Below are 19,054 nucleotides of genomic sequence, written 5' to 3' on the forward strand. Positions count from 1 at the left end.
GCGTCACCAGGCCTGGCCGCGACGCTTGAGCTCCAGCCGTCGCACGAACTCCTCCAGCACCAGTGAATACAGATCGTCCTGCAAGTAGGCGTCTTCGATACCGGCATCGAGGTTGGGGTTGTCGTTGACCTCGATTACTACCACTTTGTCGCCGGCCTGTTTCAGGTCCACGCCGTAGAGGCCATCGCCGATCAGGTTGGCGGTCTTGACCGCCAGTTCCACCACCGCTCGCGGCGCCTCGTGCACGGCCAGGGTGCGACACTCGCCGTTGATGTCCTGGCCCTTGGCTTTGTGGTTGTAGATTTGCCAGTGTCCCTTGGACATGAAGTATTGGCAGGCGAAGATCGGTTTGCGGTTGAGCACGCCGATGCGCCAGTCGTACTCGGTGTAGAAAAACTCCTGAGCCAGCAGCAACACCGAGTGCTCGAACAGTTCGGCGGTGGCTTCGAGCAATGCCTGCTGGCTTTCGACCTTGATCACTCCGCGAGAAAAACAGCCATCGGGGATCTTCAGCACCAGCGGAAAACCGAGGCGTTCGCCGACCCGCTCGAAGTCTTCCGGTCGTTCCTTGTAGAGAATTTCGGTGGCGGGCATGCCCAGTTGGTGGCTGTTGAGCAGGTCGGTCAGATACACCTTGTTGGTGCAGCGCAGGATCGACGTCGGATCATCCATGACCACCAGCCCTTCGCTTTCGGCTTTTTTTGCAAAGCGATAGGTGTGGTTGTCGACGCTGGTGGTCTCGCGGATCAGCAAGCCGTCGTACTCGGCGATCCGCGCATAATCCCTGCGCTCGATCAGTTCGACGTCGATGCCCATGCGTTTGCCGACCCGCACGAAGTTTTCCAGCGCCTTGGCGTTGGATGGCGGCAAGGCTTCCTGCGGATCGTGCAGGATCGCGAGGTCGTAACGCGCCACTTGTGGCGAGCGTGGCGCCCGCCAGACTTTACGGCTGAAGCCGTCCAGCGCATTGGCGAACTGGTCTTCCTGATCGTCACGCAACTTGTGCAGCGCGCCGGACTTTATGCCTACGATGTGCCAACCGTTAGTTCGCCGAAACTCAACTAACAGGATTGGACAAGGAAACACTTCAAACAACTGTCGAGCCAGATCCTGCAGCGGCTCGATATGAGTCTTGCCGAAGTAAAGTGTCAGAGTAAAACCTTCGGTATCGCTGTAGAGATGATGACTGAGGGCCTTTTCCAGGGTTTTATCGAGATCGTCCAGTGCCAGACCGTAAAGCGATTTTTTTGTCAGCTCGCTGATGGTGCGCACCGATGGAATCACTTTGTGGCCGCGGGCTTCAGCCAGCAGCGAGCAGTAGTAACCGTGCCCGAGGTATTTGTAGCTGCGGCACAGGTTGATCACCTGCACGCGCTTGCCCGGCTCGCTATCACGGGTTTGCTCGAGGTATTCCTGAGCCGTGACGATGTCCTCACTGGGAAAGTACGAGGCCCAGTCTTCCTTGCGTTCGACGATAATCAACACTTGACTGGAAGTTCTGATGGCTGGATTTAAAAAAGTTGCCGCCGGCAAACTTTGCTCGGATACTTCGCGCCAATGACCCTGTACCGCTGACATAGAGATTGATCCGTTGGAGAACAAGACCATTTCTATTAAGCACGAAGTTTTTCGAAAGTCCCGTTTCGTTACGCAACTTTTACGGTGGTCATATGAATGCTGTTTTTCGTTTGGCGGTAGTTGAAGATCTGCCAGCGCTGCTGGCCCTGGAAATGCAATGTTTCACCACCGACCGGCTCACCAGCCGCAGCTTTCAATGGATGATCACTCGCGCCCACGCGCAATTGCTGGTGGCCGAGCTTGACGGTCGATTGCTCGGCTACGCACTGGTGCTGTTTCATCGCGGCACCTCGCTGGCGCGCCTGTACTCGATCGCCATTGCTGGCGAGGCTCGCGGCAGCGGTTTGGGCAAACAGTTGCTACAACGTATCGAGGCCTGCGCCGTCGAGCATGACTGCGCATACCTGCGCCTTGAAGTGCGTATCGACAACCCCACCGCCATCGCGCTTTACGAGCGCAACGGCTACCGACGCTTTGCGTTGATTCACGATTACTACGAAGACCACGCCGATGCGTTGCGTCTGGAAAAGCGCATTGTTCAGCACCGTGACTCGCGCAACATCAAGGTGCCCTATTACCCGCAAACCACTGAATTTACCTGTGGCCCGGCTTGCCTGCTGATGGCCATGGGCGCGCTGCAACCTGAGCGCTTGCTGGAGCGGCGTGAGGAATTGCAGATCTGGCGTGAAGCGACCACGGTGTTCATGACCTCCGGCCATGGTGGCTGCAGCCCCCAGGGCTTGGCACTGGCGGCCTGGCGACGGGGTTTTAAGGTGCGTTTGCAGCTGAGTATGGCCGGACCATTGTTCCTCGATGGCGTGCGCGATGAGCATAAAAAAGACGTCATGCGCCTGGTGCACGAGGAGTTCACTGCGCAAATGCACGAAACCGACATCGATCGGCAGATTGGCACCCACCTGGATTTGCCGAAGTTGTTACAGGCTGGCGGACAGCCTCTGGTGCTGATCAGCAGCTATCGCCTGACCCGTTCCAAGTCACCGCACTGGGTGGTGGTCACCGATTGCGATGAAGACTTTGTGTATCTGCACGATCCGGATGTCGATCACAGCCAGCATCGTCAGCCGATGGACTGCCAGCATGTGCCGGTCAGCCATGGCGAGTTTGAGAAGATGAGCCGGTTTGGGCGTGGGAAATTGCGCGCGGCGGTGGTTTTGTATGCCCGGAATGAAATCTCTGGCTGACCCGTTGTAGTGATGGGATTTAGCGAAACGTCGCACCGCCCCGATGGCGCGAAGCGGGCCCTCCTGAATTTTTAAGGGCCTGCTGCACAGGCCATCGGGGATAAATCCCCTCACTACAGTTGAAACTCAGTGTCTGAAGTGAAGTTATTTCAGACCGATTTTGTACAACGAACCATCCTGCTCATCCGTCAGCACATACAGATACCCGTCCGGCCCCTGCCGTACATCGCGAATTCGTTGTTTCAAGTCGCCCAGCAAACGCTCCTCGTGCACCACCTTGTCCCCGTCAAACTGCAAACGAATGAGCTCCTGACTAACCAGCGCGCCGATAAACAGGTTCTGCTGCCAAGGCTTGAAGCGGTCAGCGTCATAGAACGCCATTCCGCTGACACCGGGTGATTTTTCCCAGACATGGTGTGGGTCAACCGCGCCCTCGACGCTCTTGCCCTTGGCTTCCGGGATCGGTTGCAGCGAGTAGTTGATGCCGTGGGTCGCCAGCGGCCAACCGTAGTTCTTGCCGCGCTCAATGATGTTCACCTCATCGCCGCCACGGGGGCCGTGTTCGTTTTCCCAGATAGTTCCATTCCACGGATTGAGCGCCGCGCCCTGCGGATTGCGCTGGCCGTACGACCAGATTTCCGGACGCACGCCGGACTGGCCCACGAACGGGTTGTCATCCGGCACCTTGCCGTCGGGGAAGATCCGCACGACCTTGCCCTGCAGCTTGTCGAGATCCTGCGCGGTCGGTCGGTCGTTGTTTTCGCCCAGGGTGATGAACAGATAACCGTCGCGGTCGAACACCAGTCGTGAGCCGAAGTGGTTGCCGGTCGAGAGTTTCGGCTCCTGACGGAAGATCACCTTGAAATCGCTGATCGTCTTCAGGTCATCCGACAGCCGCCCACGCCCCACCGCCGTACCGGCCTTGTCCCCGGCACCACCGCCCTCGGCGTAGGACAGATAGACCAGACGATCCTGTTTGAAGTCCGGCGACAGCACCACGTCGAGCAAACCGCCCTGGCCCTTGGCCCAGACCTTCGGCACGCCACTGATGGGCTCGGAACGCTTGCCGTCGGCTGTAATCAGCCGCAGGGCTCCCGGGCGCTCGGTCACCAGCATGCCCTGACGATCCGGCAGAAACGCCAGCGCCCAAGGGTGCTGGAGGCCTTGAGTAATCGTGGTGACTTCAAGGGTGCCCTGCTCGCTTTGCAACTCTTGTGGAGCAGCGGCGAAAGCTGGAGCGCTGATCAGCGCGCCGGCGCACAGCGTGGCTAGAAGGGTTTTACGCAACATGCACGATTCCTTTTGTTCATTTCAAAGGCTGACAGGGACGCAGTCCCGCCGTTCAACGGTTGCTGTCTCCATCGCGTGGCGGTGGGTTGGGGATGAATTTGGGCGGCGTACTCGGCACCGAGCGTTGCTGCTGACCATTGCCAATCCCGCCGTTACCAACGGTGGGCGTACTGGGCGCCGGCACGGTATTCGGCCCGCGAATCGCCGGCGCGCTGGGCTGCGTGCCCTGCATGCTGTTGGGATTGGCCCGGCGGATCGGGCTGTTGTAGGGATTGTTGTTGGTACCGGTTGGGCTTTGCGCCAGCACCAGCGGCGCGGACGGTGCCGCGACGCCGGCATGCGCCAGACCTGCCCCAAGGAGCAGAGCGATAATGCCTGGCAGTAGTCGTTTCATGGGGTGGCCTCTCGATGCACAGGTGATAGAGCCTTCGAGTCCACGCTACGCCCCGGGTTCGGATTTGTTAACCCGTAGCCCTTAAACAAGATGTAACACGGCTTGACCGGCAACGCCGCGCGCCACGCAAATGCCGGAAACTTTCGCACTGCGCCACAGGTCACCTGATCATCACTTGGAGAACTCACCATGGCTCGGGCAATCTGGAAAGGCGCGATCAGTTTCGGACTGGTACACATCCCTGTCGCGCTGGTGTCGGCAACCTCTTCGCACGGCGTGGACTTTGACTGGCTCGACAGCCGCAGCATGGATCCGGTGGGTTATAAACGGGTAAACAAGGTCACCGGCAAGGAAGTCACCAAGGAGCACATCGTCAAAGGTGTGGCCTATGAAAAAGGTCGCTACGTAGTGCTCAGCGAGGAAGAGATCCGCTCGGCGCACCCGGTGTCGACTCAGACCATCGACATTTTCTCCTTCGTCGATGCCGAGCAGATCCCGCTGCAGAACATCGATACGCCTTATTACCTGGCCCCGGACAAACGCGGCGGCAAGGTCTACGCCTTGCTGCGTGAAACATTGAGCAAAACCAACAAGGTCGCCCTCGCCCGCGTCGTCCTGCACACTCGGCAATATCTGGCGGCACTGATGCCACTGGAATCAGCATTGGTGCTGGTCAAACTGCGCTGGCCGCAGGAAGTCCGCGGCCTTGATGAGCTGGAGCTGGGCAGCGAAGTGACCAAACCGCAACTGGCCAAGGGCGAGTTGGACATGGCTAAACGTCTGGTGCAGGACATGAGCGGGGACTGGAGCCCGGAGGACTACAAGGATGAGTTTGAAGACAAGATCATGGCCCTGGTCGAGAAAAAGGCCCACGAAGGCAAGATCGAGGATGTCGAGACCGTGGGTGGCGAGGAGGAGCGCAAGTCTGCGGATGTTATCGACTTGACCGAGTTGCTTAAACGCAGCCTGGGCGGTAAAGCGCCGGCCAAAGCGAAGGCAAAAGAAAAGCCTGCCAGTAAGGCAGCCCCGGCGAGAAAGACCAAAAAGGCCTCGGGGGAGTAATCAGATGCGGTTCCTGTCAGGAAGCTGACAGGTTGGCTTTGAGAGACTCATCGCTCCCACAGTTGAAATGCGATCGTTCCTGAACTCACATTCCACTGTAGGAGCTGGCCTGCTGGCGATGACATAAACAGGCGCGGTACAGCAATCAGATCAAAATGAAGATCGCCAGCAAACCGCCAAATATCGCCCACTTTTCCATGTAGTAACGCGCACGATTACGCTTTTTCAGCTCTTTACCGCGCAGGCGAACCTTGTAGATTTTGGTAAACAGGCGGTTGATCCCGCCAGTGCGGTCACCAGCGTCATTCGGCGCACCGGCCGCGGACATCACGGTACGGCTGAACCAGCTGTTGAACGCCGCCGCCCAGCGATATTTCATCGGGCGCTCGATGTCGCAGAACAGGATGATGCGGTTCTTGTCGGTGGTGTTTTCGGCGTAGTGGATGTAAGTCTCATCAAACATCACCGCTTCACCATCGCGCCAGTGGTAGCTCTCGCCGTCGACATTGATGTAGCAACCGGCGTCGTTCGGCGTGTCGAGACCCAGGTGGTAGCGGTACGAACCGGCATACGGGTCACGGTGGCGAACCAGTTTCGACCCCGGTGGCAGCTCGGCGAACATTGCGGCCTTGATCGAACCAATGCTCTGCACCAGCTCAGTGGTGCGCGGGCACAGCTTCATCGCCGACGGATGGCTCTCGCCGTACCATTTCAAGTAGAAACGCTTCCATCCACTTTTGAAGAACGAATTGAAACCGACGTCATCGTACTGATTCGAGCGCTTGATCTCACCGGCACGCAGCAGATCCTGCCCTTCCTGGCGAATTTCTTCCCAATGCGCCTGCAACGGGCTCAGGTCCGGAAACTCGGACGGATCGAGATACGGTTTGTTCGGCTTCTTCGAAAACAGGTAAAGGAAGCAGTTGATCGGGGCCAGAAACGTCGAGTGATCGCTCAATTGACGGCCCAGTTTGTGACGCACACGGCCACGAAGGTGAACGTATGCAATCGAAATGACATAAATAGCGGCAATGATGAGTTTCACGGAAATCGTCACACGTCAAAAGTGAACAAACTGCGCGCCTGCCGGCCGGAGGCCCAGGGTCTATGCAGTGGCATGAATACAGATACTATCCCGGTGGCACTTCCTTGAGCCCATGCCGTTAGCGGCTATTGGGTAATCGGATGGCATTTTAGCCATACTTTGTAACCAATGGTGAACCTGATCTGTTAAAAACTGTCCGCAGAATCTGCCAAACGGCAGGCGCGACAATACGCTCGTGCAGGTGCAGGAGTGCTGACGCAGAACAAAAACAAAGGTTGGAATACGCTTCGACCGAGGTCGCTATGCCGTGCCCACGGACGATATTGTGGTCGAGTCCGATAGGTTGACCATGGACGCCATGCTGCCTAAGGGCCCCGCCGTCATGATCCGTTACCTGACCTTCGGCGCGGCCTTTGCTGGAGATGCTGCCTTAGAACCGGCAACCGATTAATCGAAAGCGCCATTCAGCACTTCGTAAATAAGCCCGCTCGCAATCGCCACCAGGATCAAATCGGTGCCCGCCTGCTGCCACTCATATCCGTCGTAATGAGGCAGGCGCCCCGCCAGTCTCCCATCCAGTTTTTTGGCGATACCCGGCGGCAACGGCTTGCCGCGCGCCAGATTCTTCTGAATGCCGGGAGGCAGTGCCGGACCGGGGCTCCAGTAGTCTCTGTAGCCGTTGAGCACGCCCAGCACACCGCTTCGATCGATCACCGGTGCATAGTCCCGGTTGCCCGAGTTGGATCCTTTGTTTTTGCCACCCTGATTGCCGTGACCCTGACTGTTCTGGGAGCCGCCCTTGCCGTTCCCTTTGCCATTACCATTACCATTTCCCGGATCGGCCAGTGCGGTTACTGAACTCACCGCCAAGGCCAGACAAGCAACAGACGCAACAAGTAAGCGTTTTTTAAACATGACCGTCCTCTCATCGGAATTCCTTGATGAAATGTAGACGATATCGGGAGTTTTAGTCCCTCCCATGATTGTTGGAAGTCCGCATCGACACTCATGAATTCGATAAACCGCTACGTGAACGCGCATTTTGCGTTCCCCGATGCAGGCAGCCTGCCGGTTCGTCAGCGTCCGCCATACAACTGCCGCATGACTTATGCGACAATGCGCGCAATGTCTGGCATGAATCCCGCCTTTATTGCCCAACAGCTTGGACACCGCGTCCAGATGCTGCTCTCGCCCCACGCCTGCCGGCTTACCGCCAGCACTGATCGGGTCGGGAAGAAAACGCTCCAAAATGCCCCAGAAATGGCCCAAGCGCCAAATGTGCGGCTCGCAACCCATTGATAGGTAAAGCAATTGATCTCCACAGCTAACATCACGATGCAGTTCGGCGCCAAGCCGCTCTTCGAAAACGTTTCGGTCAAATTCGGCGCGGGTAACCGCTACGGCCTGATCGGCGCCAACGGTTGCGGCAAGTCGACCTTCATGAAAATCCTCGGCGGCGACCTCGATCCATCCGGCGGTCAGGTCATGCTTGAGCCGAACGTGCGTCTGGGTAAATTGCGCCAGGACCAGTTCGCCTACGAAGAATTCACCGTGATCGATACTGTGATCATGGGTCACGAAGAGCTGTGGAAGGTCAAGGCCGAGCGCGATCGCATCTACTCGCTGGCGGAAATGAGCGAAGAAGACGGCATGGCCGTGGCCGAGCTGGAAACCGAGTTCGCCGAGATGGACGGCTACACCGCAGAATCCCGCGCCGGTGAACTGCTGCTGGGTCTGGGTATTCCGCTGGAACAGCATTTCGGCCCGATGAGCGAAGTCTCGCCAGGCTGGAAACTGCGCGTATTGCTGGCGCAGGCGCTGTTCTCCGATCCGGAAGTGCTGTTGCTCGACGAACCGACCAACCACCTGGACATCAACACCATTCGCTGGCTGGAAAACGTTCTGACCCAGCGTAACAGCCTGATGATCATCATCTCTCACGACCGTCACTTCCTGAACAGCGTGTGCACGCACATGGCTGACCTGGATTACGGCGAGCTGCGCCTGTTCCCGGGCAACTACGACGAGTACATGACCGTGGCGACCCAGTCCCGCGAACAACTGCTGTCGGACAACGCCAAGAAGAAAGCGCAGATTTCCGAGCTGCAATCGTTCGTCAGCCGCTTCTCGGCCAACGCCTCGAAAGCCAAACAGGCCACTTCCCGCGCCAAGGCGATCGACAAGATCCAGCTGGCCGAGGTCAAGCCGTCCAGCCGCGTCAGCCCGTTCATCCGCTTCGAGCAGAACAAAAAGCTGCACCGTCAGGCGGTCATGGTCGAAAAAATGGCCAAAGGCTTCGACGGCAAGCCACTGTTCAAAGACTTCAGCTTCCAGGTTGAAGCGGGCGAGCGCGTAGCGATCATCGGCCCGAACGGTATCGGCAAAACCACCCTGCTGCGTACCCTGGTCAACGAACTGACCCCGGATGCCGGTAGCGTCAAGTGGACCGACGCCGCGGAACTGGGCTACTACGCTCAGGACCATGCGCACGACTTCGAAGACGACGTGACGCTGTTCGACTGGATGGGTCAGTGGACTCAGGGCGAGCAGATGATTCGCGGCACTCTGGGCCGCATGCTGTTCTCCAACGACGAGATCCTCAAGTCGGTCAAAGTGATTTCCGGTGGTGAGCAAGGTCGCATGCTGTTCGGCAAGCTGATCCTGCAAAAGCCGAACGTGCTGATCATGGACGAACCGACCAACCACCTGGACATGGAATCGATCGAGGCGCTGAACCTGGCGCTGGAAAACTACCCGGGCACGCTGATCTTCGTCAGCCACGACCGTGAGTTCGTATCGTCCCTGGCTACGCGCATCATCGAGCTGAGCGCCAACGGCGTGACTGACTTCAGCGGCACTTACGATGACTACCTGCGTAGTCAGGGTGTGGTGTTCTAAGAGCAGCTTCGAGTATTGAGCTGCTAGCTGCAAGATAAAAGCCCCGTCCTTGTGACGGGGCTTTTTGCATTTCAAGGGATAGTGATTTTGTGCTGCTCGCGAAGAGGCCCTCGAAAACACCACCGCCTCCAGGAAAAATAGTTAGCCTGCTTCCTTTTATTCCAGCGCCCAGCCATGATGCCCACTCTCCCACCGCCGCCCGCGAACGAGTCCACATGTCTGCGCAGCAACCGCCTCCGCAAAGCTCCCTGGCGATCACCCTGCAGATCGTCTCCATCGTGTTTTACACCTTTGTCGCCTTCCTGTGCATCGGCCTGCCGATCGCGGTACTGCCCGGTTATGTGCATGAGCAGCTGGGTTTCAGCGCCATTATTGCGGGGCTGGTCATCGGCTCGCAGTATCTGGCCACCCTGCTCAGTCGGCCGATGGCCGGACGCATGTCGGATACGCTGGGTACCAAACGGGCGATTGTTTTTGGCTTGTCGGGGATTGTGCTCAGCGGGCTGCTGACGCTGATCTCAACGCTGTTGCAGGACTTCCCGATGCCGAGCCTGATCATTCTGATCGTCGGGCGCCTGCTGCTCGGCGTGGCACAGGGCTTGATCGGGGTCGGTACCATCAGTTGGTGCATGGGCCAGGTCGGCGTCGAACACACGGCGAGGTCGATCGGCTGGAACGGCATTGCCTCCTATGGCGCAATAGCGATTGGCGCACCGCTGGGCGTGGTGATGGTCGCCGACTACGGCTTTGCCAGCCTGGGTATCGCCTTGTCGATATTGGCCGCGGGCGCCCTGGTGTTGATCCGCAATAAACCCTCGGTGCCGGTGGTACGCGGTGAACGGCTGCCTTTTTGGGCGGTGTTCGGGCGGATTGCACCGTATGGGGCCAGTTTGACTCTGGCGTCGATCGGTTACGGCACGCTGACCACCTTCATCACCCTTTATTACCTCAACCGTGGCTGGAGCGGCGCGGCGTATTGCCTGACGGTGTTCGGCGTATGTTTCATCCTGTCGCGGCTGCTGTTCATTTCGGCGATCAGCCGCTTTGGCGGTTTCAATTCGGCGATCGCCTGCATGACCATCGAGACCGTCGGCCTGGTGTTGCTGTGGCTCGCGCCCTCTACCGCATTCGCCCTGATTGGCGCGGGACTGGCCGGGTTTGGCTTGTCGCTGGTGTATCCGGCGCTGGGGGTCGAGGCGATCAAGCAGGTGCCCAGTTCCAGCCGTGGCTCGGGGTTGGGGGCTTATGCGGTGTTCTTTGATCTGGCGCTGGCGATTGCCGGGCCGTTGATGGGCGCGGTGGCGTTGAATCTGGGGTATGCGTGGATTTTCTTCAGTGCGGCGCTGTTGTCGGTGATCGGGCTGGGGTTGACCTTGCTACTCAAGCGCCACTCGACATCCTGAAATTTCGTACAAATCACTGTGGGAGCGGGCTTGCTCGCGAAGGCGGTGGGTCAGTCAAAATATAGAGTGACTGATCTATCGCATTCGCGAGCAAGCCCGCTCCCACAGGGGGGGATTGAGTCGTTTATTGATCCGCGGTCTGCATCCCCGCCCGGCTCGGCTTGCCCAGCGTGCGCGAGAAGAACTGCCCGGCCTCGGAGATCAGGTTGCGGTGAATGTCTTCGCGATCCACACCGTCGGCGTCGGTGCACAACGCCGGCATGGCGCGGATCTGCTCTTCGTTGCACGGCGCCATGAATACGAAGTGCCCTGCCCCGGCCAATAACTTGAAGTCCGGCGCGGTCGGCAGTTTGCGCGCCAGAGCCGCGGCGTTTTTGTCGAAGGCCACCAGTTTGTCGCCATCGCCGCTGTACAGCAGCACCGGCACATGCACATCCGCCAGGGTGCTACGGCCGAATTTCAGGCTCAGCGGCGCCATCAGCAGCAAGGCATGCACGCGCGAATCGGCCACTGGCTGCAAATCGTCGCGGTCGACGATCAGTTCACCCTGGGTGTTGCAGGCATCATGGTCGTCCGGGCGTTCCTGGCAGTAGCGGCGCAGGCGATCCAGATCCGGCTGCGCGCCGGAGAGAATCAACGCGGTTTCGCCACCGGCCGAATAACCAATGACCCCGACCTGATCGGCGTTGACGAACGGCGAGAGCATCGGGTCGCCGAGGGTTGCGGTGATCGCTTCGGAAATCTGGATCGGCCGCCCATACAGATTGCTCAGGGTGCCGAGGCGGCTGTGGTCTTTGGAGTTGTCGCCGGGATGAATCACCGCGACCACCACAAAGCCCTTGCGTGCCAGCGAGGTGGCGAGGTCATGCAGCGCCAGCGGCGTTCCGGTGTTGCCGTGAGACAGCATCAGCATCGGAAAACGACCGATGGCCACCTTGGTGTCAGCGCCGGCCTCGACGGTGTAACCCTCAAGCAGGCTGCTATGTTCGCGGTCGCTGGAAGGATAGAAGGCGATGGCGCGCATCGGTTGCAGATCCAGCGGATCAAGGAATGTCATTTCGTGGTAACCGACACTCCAGACAGGGTGTCGCCCGGGCGCGGCATGCACTGAACCGAGGCTGCCGAGCAGGCAAATCAGTAACGTTGCACAAAGACGCATCATGGGATGGCCCACCCTGTGTTACTCAATCGAAAGATCCTTTGTGTTCCGACACGCCCCAAACCCTGAGGTTCGGAGATCCGGCGCAACGGTGCACTCAGACGTTGATCGTTTGACTGCATAACCCGGGCCAGATTATGCAACAGTCAGAAACAAAAAACTCCGCATCTGGCCCTTGCAGAACCAGAATACAGAGTTTTTTGAGGGGCTACCTGAACGGCAGCTGGTCTTTACGCAATGCTTACGCGGCGGCGAACAACTGCTCGCTGATCTTCGCCTGAGCAGCGCTCATCGCGTTGTTGCGCACTTCATCACCGTAGGCCAGACCTTCGGCACGGACGATTTCGATGTCGGTGATGCCGAGGAAGCCCAATACCAGCTTCAGATATTCCTCGTGAGCGATGCCGCTCGCCTGACCGGCATGGATGCCGCCGGAGGTGGAGACGATCACCACTTTCTTGCCACCGCACAGGCCTTCAGGGCCGGCTTCGGTGTAGCGGAAAGTCTGGCCGGCAACGGCGACGCGGTCGATCCAGGCCTTGAGCTGGGTCGGCACGGTGAAGTTGTACATCGGCGCGGCGATGACGATGGCGTCGGCAGCGATGAATTCGGCCAGGGTCGAGGCGCTCAGTTCAGCTTCGTGCTGTTGTGCGGCGTCGCGCAGTTCAGCGGTGGTACCGGCAGCCACCAGGGTGGTCGACGAGAAGTGACTGATGGCGTCGGCGGCCAGGTCACGGTAGGTGACCACGGCGGTTGGCTCGGCGGCTTGCCAGGCTTTGACGACTTGGCTGCTCAACTGACGGGAAGCGGAGTTGTCGCCCAGAATGCTCGAATCGATGTGCAGCAGTTTCATGTGGAATCTCCTGTAAAGAATCGCCGGCGGCGACGGAATGGAGACAATCCTACGGAAGAAACCAATAGCTGATTAGCCGCCGACAATGCGATAGTTCGTCCCACTGATAGAACGGTGGACTTTTCATGCAGGATCTCAATGATCTCTACTATTTCGCCAAGGTGGTCGAGGCCGGTGGCTTCGCCGCAGCCGGGCGTTTGCTGGGCATTCCCAAGTCTCGACTGTCACGACGCATTGCCGAACTCGAAGAGCGCCTCGGCGCCCGTCTGCTGCAACGCACCACGCGCCAGTTGAACCTGACCGCTGTTGGCGAACGCTACTTGCGCCACTGTCAGGCGATGTTGCTGGAAGCGGAGATGGCCGACGAAGCGGTCGCCAGCATGTCCAGCGAGCCACGCGGCCGCTTGCGGGTGTCGTGCCCGACCGGTCTAGCGCGGGAAATGTTGCCGTGGGTGATCAGCGAATTCCTCGGCAAATTCCCTCAGGTGCAACTGGAGGTCGTGCTGCTCAATCGCCGGGTGGATCTGGTGGCCGAAGGTTTCGACGTTGCGTTGCGTGTGCGCGAACTCGGTGATGAAGATCCGTTGCTGGTCACCCGGCGTCTGCGCCAGGCGCAAATGGTCGTGGTGGCCAGCCCGGCCTTTGTCGAGGGCAAAACCATCACTCATCCGCAGGACTTGAAGAACCTGCCGGTGCTCGGCGCGCTGGAGGCCGATCGCATGGTGCATGTGCGCTTGCTGGATGAGCAAGGCAACAGCGTCGAACTGAACATGGAGGCGCGGTTGGGCATCGATGACTTCATCGTGCGCAAGGCCTGTGTGCTGGCTGGCCAGGGTTTTACCCTGCTGCCGATGATGTATTGCGAAGCCGACCTTGAGAGCGGCGCGCTGGTGCAATTGCTGCCCGAGTGGTCGTTGCCCGGCGGCTGGTTGCAGGCGGTGTATCCGCATCGACGCGGGGTGATGCCGGCGGTGCGGGCGTGGATCGATCACTTGGTCGAATCGTTCAATGCGTGTGGGGAGCGGTTGTTATGAAACAGGGAAAGATGAACGAAGCGGATGTCGCCGCCTTCTGCCTGGCCTTGCCGGGTGCGCAGGAGGATTACAAATGGGGCGGCGTGCGGGTGTTCTCGATTGCCGGCAACAAGATGTTTGCCCTGCAAGGGCTGCGCGGGGATTCATTGGCGTTCAAGGTCGACAAGGACCTGTTTCTCGGCCATTGCGACCGCCCGGGTATTCACCCTGCGCCTTATCTGGCGCGGGCGCAGTGGATCATCATGCACCCGCCCTACCCGCTGGGTGCCGAGGAGCTGCAGGGATTACTGACGCGTTCGCATCAATTGGTGGTAGGCAAATTGCCCAAGAAAACCCAAATCGGATTACTGCTGTAAACCCGATCCTGTAGGAGTGAGCCTGCTCGCGATAGTTGTGTGTCAGTCGACATCTCCTTGACTGATGCGACGCCATCGCGAGCAGGCTCACTCCTACAGGAGGATTTGTGGTGATTCAGAACAGTGACAGCAGGTTCGAACCGAGAAACAACTGATCGATCCAGAACACCTGATGCAGCGCCACAATCACCCAGAACAGAATCTGAAACGACACCTTGCGCGTCTTGTGCCGGAATACCTGTTGGGCGATCAGCGCGCCGGGCCAGCCGCCGGCCAGTTCCAGCGCATGCAGGATGTTCTCCGGTGTGCGCCACGCATCGGCGCGGGCCTTGCGCTTGTCTGCCCAGTACATGAAAAACGCCAGTACGCTGACCACGCCATAAGCGGTCAACGGCACCAGCGAGATGCCGCGCAGCCACATCGACAGCGAGCCGAACAGCGGCAGCGCGCACACGATCAGCAGCACCGCCAGTTTCAGTTTCAGATGCTGAATGCCGCCACCGGACGGGCGTCCGTCCGGGCGGCGCGCGCGGGAATCACTCATGGCTTGGCCGCCGACCAGTCGACCCAGCCGAACTGCCAGGTCGCCAGAATCACCAGACCGAAAACAATCCGGTACCAGGCGAATGCCGCATAGCTGTGGCTGGCGATGAACTTGAGCAGACCGCGCACGGCGATCATGGCGAAGATGAACGCGGTGATGAAACCGATGGCGAACACCGGGAAGTCCGCCGGCACAAACAGATGGCGATACTTGTAACCGGAGTACACCGCCGCACCGACCATGGTTGGCATCGCCAGGAAGAACGAGAACTCGGTCGCAGTCTTGCGCGACAGGCCAAACAGCAGGCCGCCGATGATCGTCGAGCCCGAACGCGAGGTACCGGGGATCATCGCCAGACACTGGGCGAAACCGACTTTCAGCGCGTCCTTCCAGGTGATCTCGTCCACGGTTTCGGCGTGCACTTCATGTTGCCGACGCTCGGCCCACAGCATGATCACACCGCCCACCACCAGCGCGGTCGCGACAGTGATCGGATTGAACAGGTATTGGTGAATCAGGTCGGCAAAAATCACCCCCAGCACCACCGCCGGCAGAAACGCGATCAGCAGGTTGGCGGTAAAACGCCGCGCACTCGGCTGGGTCGGCAAGCCGATCACCACGTCGAGAATCTTGCGACGAAACTCCCAGACCACCGCGAGGATCGCGCCGAGCTGAATAATGATGTTGAACGCCATGGCCCGTTCGCCGCCGAAGTCGAGCAAGTCGGCAACAATGATCTGGTGTCCGGTACTGGAAATGGGCAAAAACTCCGTCAGCCCCTCTACAACTCCAAGAATCAGTGCCTGCAAGGCGGTCCAAAGATCCATCAGTCCCCCAAAGAGCGATGCACAAAGGCATGCCCCGATAGTATTTTTTTACGTTCACTGCGATCAGCGTAGCTGTTTGTAGCTGTACCGATTCCGCGCACACAGCATCCACACGAAACGGTCAAAATTCCGTGAAATATCAATTTGGATTCAGGTTTTCACGCGCGGGGCCGAAATCCTAACAGACAAGCCTTAATAGTGCTGCGGCGTTATTCGACTTGGGTCGCGTATGCCTGACCACCCAAACGTGGTTGGATGCTGGCGTTGATTTATTACAAGAAAAAGAAATCGGAGTGACAGCGTTATGAACAGCTTGCGCAGTGTGTCGATCAGCCGACGCTTGTGGCTCATTTTGATTGTGGCCGTGGTCATGTTGTTGACCTTGGGCGTGTTGATGCTCAAGCAGATCCACGATGACCTGTACCACGCCAAGGCGCAGAAAACCCAGCATGTGGTGCAGACCGCCAGCGGCCTGCTGAGTTACTACCACGACCTGGAAACCGCCGGCACCCTGACCCGCGACGCCGCGCAGAAACAGGCGTTGACCGCCATTCGTGGCCTACGCTACGACCAGAGCGATTACTTTTGGATCAACGACCTCACCCCCGTGATGGTCATGCACCCGACCAACCCCAAACTCGAAGGCCAGAACCTCTCGGCGATCCGCGACCCAGACGGTTTCGCGGTGTTCAACGAGATGGTCGCGATCGCCAAAAGCAAAGGCGCGGGCATGGTCGATTACCGCTGGCCCAAGCCCGGTGCCAGCGAACCGGTGGCGAAAACCTCCTATGTAAAATTGTTCGAGCCGTGGGGCTGGGTGCTCGGTTCGGGCGTTTACGTCGATGATGTGCAGAGCGAGTTCCGGGGGCAGTTAATCAAGGCTTCGGTGATTGGTTTGGTGATTGCCGTGATCATGGCCTTGCTGGTGATTTTGATTGCCCGCAGCATCGTCCGTCCGTTGCAGGAAACCGTGAACGCCATGGCCAACATCGCCAGCGGCGAGAGCGACCTGACCCGCAGCCTCGACACCCACGGTCAGGACGAAGTCACGCAACTGGCGCATCACTTCAACGCCTTCACCGCCAAGTTGCGCCGGGTCATCGGTGACCTGCAGGTTTCGGCCAGTGCGCTGGGTCAGTCGTCCAGTGAACTGGGCAACGATGCGACTCAGGCCCAGCAGCGCAGCCAACAGCAATCGCAGCAGATGGAACTGGTCGCAACCGCAATCAACGAAGTCACCTACGGCGTACAGGACGTAGCGAAGAATGCCGAACATGCTGCCGCTGAAATGCGCGATGCCGAAGCTCAGGCGCAGCAGGGCCAGATCAACATCGACGGCAGTCTGCAACAGATCGACAAGTTGTCCGGAACCATTGACCAAGCGGTCGAAGTGATTCGCACCCTGGCGGCCGAAAGTACGCAGATCGGCAGTGTGCTGGAGGTGATCCGCTCGATTGCCGAGCAGACCAACCTGCTGGCGCTCAACGCGGCCATCGAAGCGGCCCGCGCCGGGGAACAGGGCCGGGGCTTTGCGGTGGTGGCTGATGAAGTACGGTTGCTGGCGCAGCGCACGCAAAAGTCGACGGCGGAAATCCAGAGCATGATCGAACGCCTGCAGAATCATTCCGAAGCGGCGGTGAAAGTCATTGGCGACAGCAGCAAGGCCTCGCAACTGACCATCGAACAGGCGGGATTGGCCGGCGCGAGCCTGAATGCCATCGGCCAGGCCCTGCGCAATCTCAACGGCCTGAATGCCTCGATTGCCAGCGCCACACTGCAACAGGCGCATGTGGTCGAGGACATCAACCAGAACGTCACGCAGGCGGCCGGCCTGTCTCACAGCACGGCGCTGGCGGCGGAGCAGTCGAGTGTGGCGAGCATAAAGCTTGGGCAGTTGAGTGAACAGCTGAACCAGCTTCTGCGCCAGTTCCGCGTCTGACCCCTCACCCTTGTGGGAGCGAGCCTGCTCGCGAAGGCTTAATGTCAGTCAACATCTGCGTTGCTGACATACCGCTTTCGCGAGCAGGCTCGCTCCCACAGGGTTATTCGTCATTCAAGGTTTTTGGGTACAATTGCGCCCCTTCTTGCACTCCCCCAAGGAACCCCCATGTCCGGGCTTGAACTGTTTGCCGCCGCCCTCGGTGTGATCGCCGTCTGGCTGACGGTCAAACAGAATCCGTGGTGCTGGCCGATCGGCCTGGTCATGGTGTTGCTGTACAGCTGGATCTTCTACGACGTGAAGCTGTACTCGGACATGTTGCTGCAAGTGATTTACGCCGCGCTGCAAGTCTACGGCTGGTGGCAGTGGACCCGCGCCGGGACGATGCATGACGGCCGTGAAGTCACGCGTCTGGATCGGCGCTCGATCCTGCTCGGTCTGAGCGTAGGCGCCCTCGGCAGTCTGCTGCTGGGTGCGGCCATGGCGCACTGGACCGACGCGGCGCAGCCGTGGCTCGATGCCGCGCTGACGGCGTTCAGTCTGGTTGCGCAATTGTGGATGGCGCAGAAACGCCTGCAATGCTGGGCGCTGTGGTTCGTGCTGGATGTGATTTTCGTTGGTCTGTTCCTGTACAAGGGTCTGTACCTCACCGCCGCGCTGTATGCCCTGTTCACCCTGATTGCTGTGCAAGGCTGGCGCGAATGGCGCGCCGATCCGGCGTTGCAGCGATGAAGGTAGTTGTCCTCACCGGCCCGGAATCCACGGGCAAGAGCTGGCTGGCCGCTGGCCTTCAGGCGCGCTTCGGCGGCCTGCGGGTGGACGAATACGTGCGCTGGTTCATCGAGCAGAATCCACGCGATACCTGCCTCAACGACATCCCCAACATCGCGCGTGGGCAGCTGCAATGGGAAGATCAGGCGCGGGCGCAGCAACCGCAATTGCTGATTCTCGATACCCATTTGCTGAGCAACATCCTCTGGAGCCAGACCCTGTTTGGCGACTGCCCGGCGTGGCTGGAACCCGAGCTGCTGGCCCGGCATTACGACCTGCATCTGCTGTTGTCGCCGGAGCAGATCGACTGGACCGACGACGGCCAACGCTGCCAGCCGCAACTCAGCCAACGCATGGCGTTCTTTCAGGCCACCCGCGACTGGCTGGAACAACAACGGCAACCGCTGCAGATCATTCAGGGCGATTGGGATGAGCGGCGGTCTCAGGCTTTCGAAGCAGTGGCGCGTTTAATGGCTGATTGACTTGGCAAACAGCTCCTTTCGGAGCCCAAGTGTCCATTCTTGAAACACCCGACCCCGCGCAAAGCAGCCGTTTAAATGGCCTTCATCATTCTGAAAGGGTATCTGTTACGCCGGTGAAACAGTCCCCGGCAAACCCTTGTTCCAGAGCTTTGCACCGCCCCTGCCCCCGCCGCTGTCGGCGTGACTGTTTCAGCGCTGAAACAGGTTATGTATCAAG

The 19,054-nt window shown here is 59.2% G+C and carries 18 protein-coding genes and 1 pseudogene; 10 read left to right on the plus strand and 9 right to left on the minus strand.

The features are described from left to right. Positions 1-3 precede the first annotated feature (3 nt). Positions 4-1,578, minus strand: coding sequence for a RimK family protein (locus ACOYXG_RS13970; RefSeq protein ID WP_460352322.1), 1,575 nt, complete (start codon positions 1,576-1,578; stop codon positions 4-6). Between the two features lie 92 nt (positions 1,579-1,670). Here ACOYXG_RS13970 and rimI point away from each other — a divergent pair, with 92 nt between their 5' ends. Beyond that, positions 1,671-2,780 carry a ribosomal protein S18-alanine N-acetyltransferase gene (rimI, locus tag ACOYXG_RS13975; RefSeq protein ID WP_414889075.1) on the plus strand — a complete coding sequence of 370 codons (1,110 nt, stop codon included), beginning with the start codon at positions 1,671-1,673 and terminating at the stop codon, positions 2,778-2,780. A 144-nt stretch (positions 2,781-2,924) separates the two neighbouring features. Here rimI and ACOYXG_RS13980 read toward each other — a convergent pair whose 3' ends face one another. Together ACOYXG_RS13980 and ACOYXG_RS13985 are read right to left on the minus strand one after the other, a co-directional pair. After that, positions 2,925-4,070: a PQQ-dependent sugar dehydrogenase gene (locus ACOYXG_RS13980; protein ID WP_097087366.1), complete on the minus strand. Its 1,146-nt coding sequence runs from the start codon at positions 4,068-4,070 to the stop codon at positions 2,925-2,927. Between the two features lie 52 nt (positions 4,071-4,122). Further along, a complete protein-coding gene (locus tag ACOYXG_RS13985) occupies positions 4,123-4,464 on the minus strand; it encodes a hypothetical protein (protein ID WP_346650300.1) in 342 nt (113 codons plus the stop codon). A gap of 189 nt (positions 4,465-4,653) precedes the next feature. Here ACOYXG_RS13985 and ku point away from each other — a divergent pair, with 189 nt between their 5' ends. Continuing rightward, the gene (gene ku / locus ACOYXG_RS13990) at positions 4,654-5,526 is read left to right on the plus strand and encodes a non-homologous end joining protein Ku (protein ID WP_027612716.1); all 873 of its coding nucleotides are present in this window, start codon (positions 4,654-4,656) and stop codon (positions 5,524-5,526) included. Between the two features lie 145 nt (positions 5,527-5,671). On the opposite strand, the gene lpxO is transcribed toward ku, so the two are convergent. After that, the gene (gene lpxO / locus ACOYXG_RS13995) at positions 5,672-6,571 is read right to left on the minus strand and encodes a lipid A hydroxylase LpxO (RefSeq protein WP_027612715.1); all 900 of its coding nucleotides are present in this window, start codon (positions 6,569-6,571) and stop codon (positions 5,672-5,674) included. Between the two features lie 447 nt (positions 6,572-7,018). After that, on the minus strand, positions 7,019-7,486 hold the full coding sequence (locus tag ACOYXG_RS14000) for an anti-virulence regulator CigR family protein (protein WP_460352326.1): 468 nt from the start codon (positions 7,484-7,486) through the stop codon (positions 7,019-7,021). Between the two features lie 156 nt (positions 7,487-7,642). On the opposite strand from ACOYXG_RS14000, the pseudogene ACOYXG_RS14005 reads away from it, so the two are divergent. The 3 genes and pseudogenes from ACOYXG_RS14005 to ACOYXG_RS14015 form a co-directional block, all read left to right on the plus strand. Next, a pseudogene (locus ACOYXG_RS14005) lies at positions 7,643-7,870 on the plus strand (site-specific integrase); the annotation flags it as partial. 12 nt (positions 7,871-7,882) lie between these two features. Continuing rightward, positions 7,883-9,469, plus strand: a complete 1,587-nt coding sequence (locus ACOYXG_RS14010) for an ABC-F family ATPase (RefSeq protein ID WP_027612713.1) — start codon at positions 7,883-7,885, stop codon at positions 9,467-9,469. Positions 9,470-9,684: 215 nt separating this feature from the next. Beyond that, positions 9,685-10,872, plus strand: coding sequence for an MFS transporter (locus ACOYXG_RS14015; RefSeq protein WP_460352328.1), 1,188 nt, complete (start codon positions 9,685-9,687; stop codon positions 10,870-10,872). A gap of 124 nt (positions 10,873-10,996) precedes the next feature. Here ACOYXG_RS14015 and ACOYXG_RS14020 read toward each other — a convergent pair whose 3' ends face one another. Both ACOYXG_RS14020 and ACOYXG_RS14025 read right to left on the minus strand, forming a co-directional pair. Then, positions 10,997-12,034, minus strand: coding sequence for an alpha/beta hydrolase family protein (locus tag ACOYXG_RS14020; protein ID WP_027612711.1), 1,038 nt, complete (start codon positions 12,032-12,034; stop codon positions 10,997-10,999). A 238-nt stretch (positions 12,035-12,272) separates the two neighbouring features. After that, positions 12,273-12,884 (minus strand): FMN-dependent NADH-azoreductase, encoded by a 612-nt coding sequence (locus tag ACOYXG_RS14025; protein ID WP_027612710.1) that lies wholly within the window; start codon positions 12,882-12,884, stop codon positions 12,273-12,275. Between the two features lie 125 nt (positions 12,885-13,009). Between ACOYXG_RS14025 and ACOYXG_RS14030 the strand changes: the two genes are divergently transcribed. Together ACOYXG_RS14030 and ACOYXG_RS14035 are read left to right on the plus strand one after the other, a co-directional pair. After that, a complete protein-coding gene (locus ACOYXG_RS14030) occupies positions 13,010-13,918 on the plus strand; it encodes a LysR substrate-binding domain-containing protein (protein ID WP_007964611.1) in 909 nt (302 codons plus the stop codon). Beyond that, positions 13,915-14,274 (plus strand): MmcQ/YjbR family DNA-binding protein, encoded by a 360-nt coding sequence (locus ACOYXG_RS14035; protein ID WP_460352331.1) that lies wholly within the window; start codon positions 13,915-13,917, stop codon positions 14,272-14,274. The genes ACOYXG_RS14030 and ACOYXG_RS14035 overlap by 4 nt, the downstream gene beginning before the upstream one ends. Positions 14,275-14,389: 115 nt before the next feature. On the opposite strand, the gene ACOYXG_RS14040 is transcribed toward ACOYXG_RS14035, so the two are convergent. Beyond that, positions 14,390-14,818 (minus strand): DUF1294 domain-containing protein, encoded by a 429-nt coding sequence (locus ACOYXG_RS14040; protein WP_041064418.1) that lies wholly within the window; start codon positions 14,816-14,818, stop codon positions 14,390-14,392. Beyond that, a complete protein-coding gene (locus ACOYXG_RS14045; protein WP_027612707.1) occupies positions 14,815-15,645 on the minus strand; it encodes an undecaprenyl-diphosphate phosphatase in 831 nt (276 codons plus the stop codon). The genes ACOYXG_RS14040 and ACOYXG_RS14045 overlap by 4 nt, the downstream gene beginning before the upstream one ends. Positions 15,646-15,949: 304 nt before the next feature. Between ACOYXG_RS14045 and ACOYXG_RS14050 the strand changes: the two genes are divergently transcribed. The 3 genes from ACOYXG_RS14050 to ACOYXG_RS14060 all read left to right on the plus strand — a co-directional run bounded on the left by ACOYXG_RS14050 (position 15,950) and on the right by ACOYXG_RS14060 (position 18,837). Continuing rightward, a complete protein-coding gene (locus tag ACOYXG_RS14050; protein ID WP_414889070.1) occupies positions 15,950-17,584 on the plus strand; it encodes a methyl-accepting chemotaxis protein in 1,635 nt (544 codons plus the stop codon). Between the two features lie 168 nt (positions 17,585-17,752). After that, positions 17,753-18,316, plus strand: coding sequence for a nicotinamide riboside transporter PnuC (gene pnuC / locus ACOYXG_RS14055; RefSeq protein ID WP_258679683.1), 564 nt, complete (start codon positions 17,753-17,755; stop codon positions 18,314-18,316). Further along, positions 18,313-18,837, plus strand: coding sequence for an AAA family ATPase (locus ACOYXG_RS14060; protein WP_460352335.1), 525 nt, complete (start codon positions 18,313-18,315; stop codon positions 18,835-18,837). Before pnuC ends, ACOYXG_RS14060 begins: the two co-directional genes overlap by 4 nt. Positions 18,838-19,054: the final 217 nt, after the last annotated feature.

Source organism: Pseudomonas sp. G3-39 (genome assembly GCF_054790485.1).

Coding starts and splice junctions, on each gene's coding strand:
- ACOYXG_RS13970 (WP_460352322.1), bottom strand. CDS start 1,578: ATGTCAGCGGTACAGGGTCATTGGCGCGAAGTATCCGAGCAAAGTTTG.
- ACOYXG_RS14050 (WP_414889070.1), top strand. CDS start 15,950: ATGAACAGCTTGCGCAGTGTGTCGATCAGCCGACGCTTGTGGCTCATT.
- rimI (WP_414889075.1), top strand. CDS start 1,671: ATGAATGCTGTTTTTCGTTTGGCGGTAGTTGAAGATCTGCCAGCGCTG.
- ACOYXG_RS13980 (WP_097087366.1), bottom strand. CDS start 4,070: ATGTTGCGTAAAACCCTTCTAGCCACGCTGTGCGCCGGCGCGCTGATC.
- ACOYXG_RS14030 (WP_007964611.1), top strand. CDS start 13,010: ATGCAGGATCTCAATGATCTCTACTATTTCGCCAAGGTGGTCGAGGCC.
- ACOYXG_RS14025 (WP_027612710.1), bottom strand. CDS start 12,884: ATGAAACTGCTGCACATCGATTCGAGCATTCTGGGCGACAACTCCGCT.
- ACOYXG_RS14000 (WP_460352326.1), bottom strand. CDS start 7,486: ATGTTTAAAAAACGCTTACTTGTTGCGTCTGTTGCTTGTCTGGCCTTG.
- ACOYXG_RS13985 (WP_346650300.1), bottom strand. CDS start 4,464: ATGAAACGACTACTGCCAGGCATTATCGCTCTGCTCCTTGGGGCAGGT.
- ACOYXG_RS14035 (WP_460352331.1), top strand. CDS start 13,915: ATGAAACAGGGAAAGATGAACGAAGCGGATGTCGCCGCCTTCTGCCTG.
- ACOYXG_RS14020 (WP_027612711.1), bottom strand. CDS start 12,034: ATGATGCGTCTTTGTGCAACGTTACTGATTTGCCTGCTCGGCAGCCTC.
- ACOYXG_RS14045 (WP_027612707.1), bottom strand. CDS start 15,645: ATGGATCTTTGGACCGCCTTGCAGGCACTGATTCTTGGAGTTGTAGAG.
- ACOYXG_RS14060 (WP_460352335.1), top strand. CDS start 18,313: ATGAAGGTAGTTGTCCTCACCGGCCCGGAATCCACGGGCAAGAGCTGG.
- ACOYXG_RS14015 (WP_460352328.1), top strand. CDS start 9,685: ATGTCTGCGCAGCAACCGCCTCCGCAAAGCTCCCTGGCGATCACCCTG.
- ku (WP_027612716.1), top strand. CDS start 4,654: ATGGCTCGGGCAATCTGGAAAGGCGCGATCAGTTTCGGACTGGTACAC.
- pnuC (WP_258679683.1), top strand. CDS start 17,753: ATGTCCGGGCTTGAACTGTTTGCCGCCGCCCTCGGTGTGATCGCCGTC.
- ACOYXG_RS14040 (WP_041064418.1), bottom strand. CDS start 14,818: ATGAGTGATTCCCGCGCGCGCCGCCCGGACGGACGCCCGTCCGGTGGC.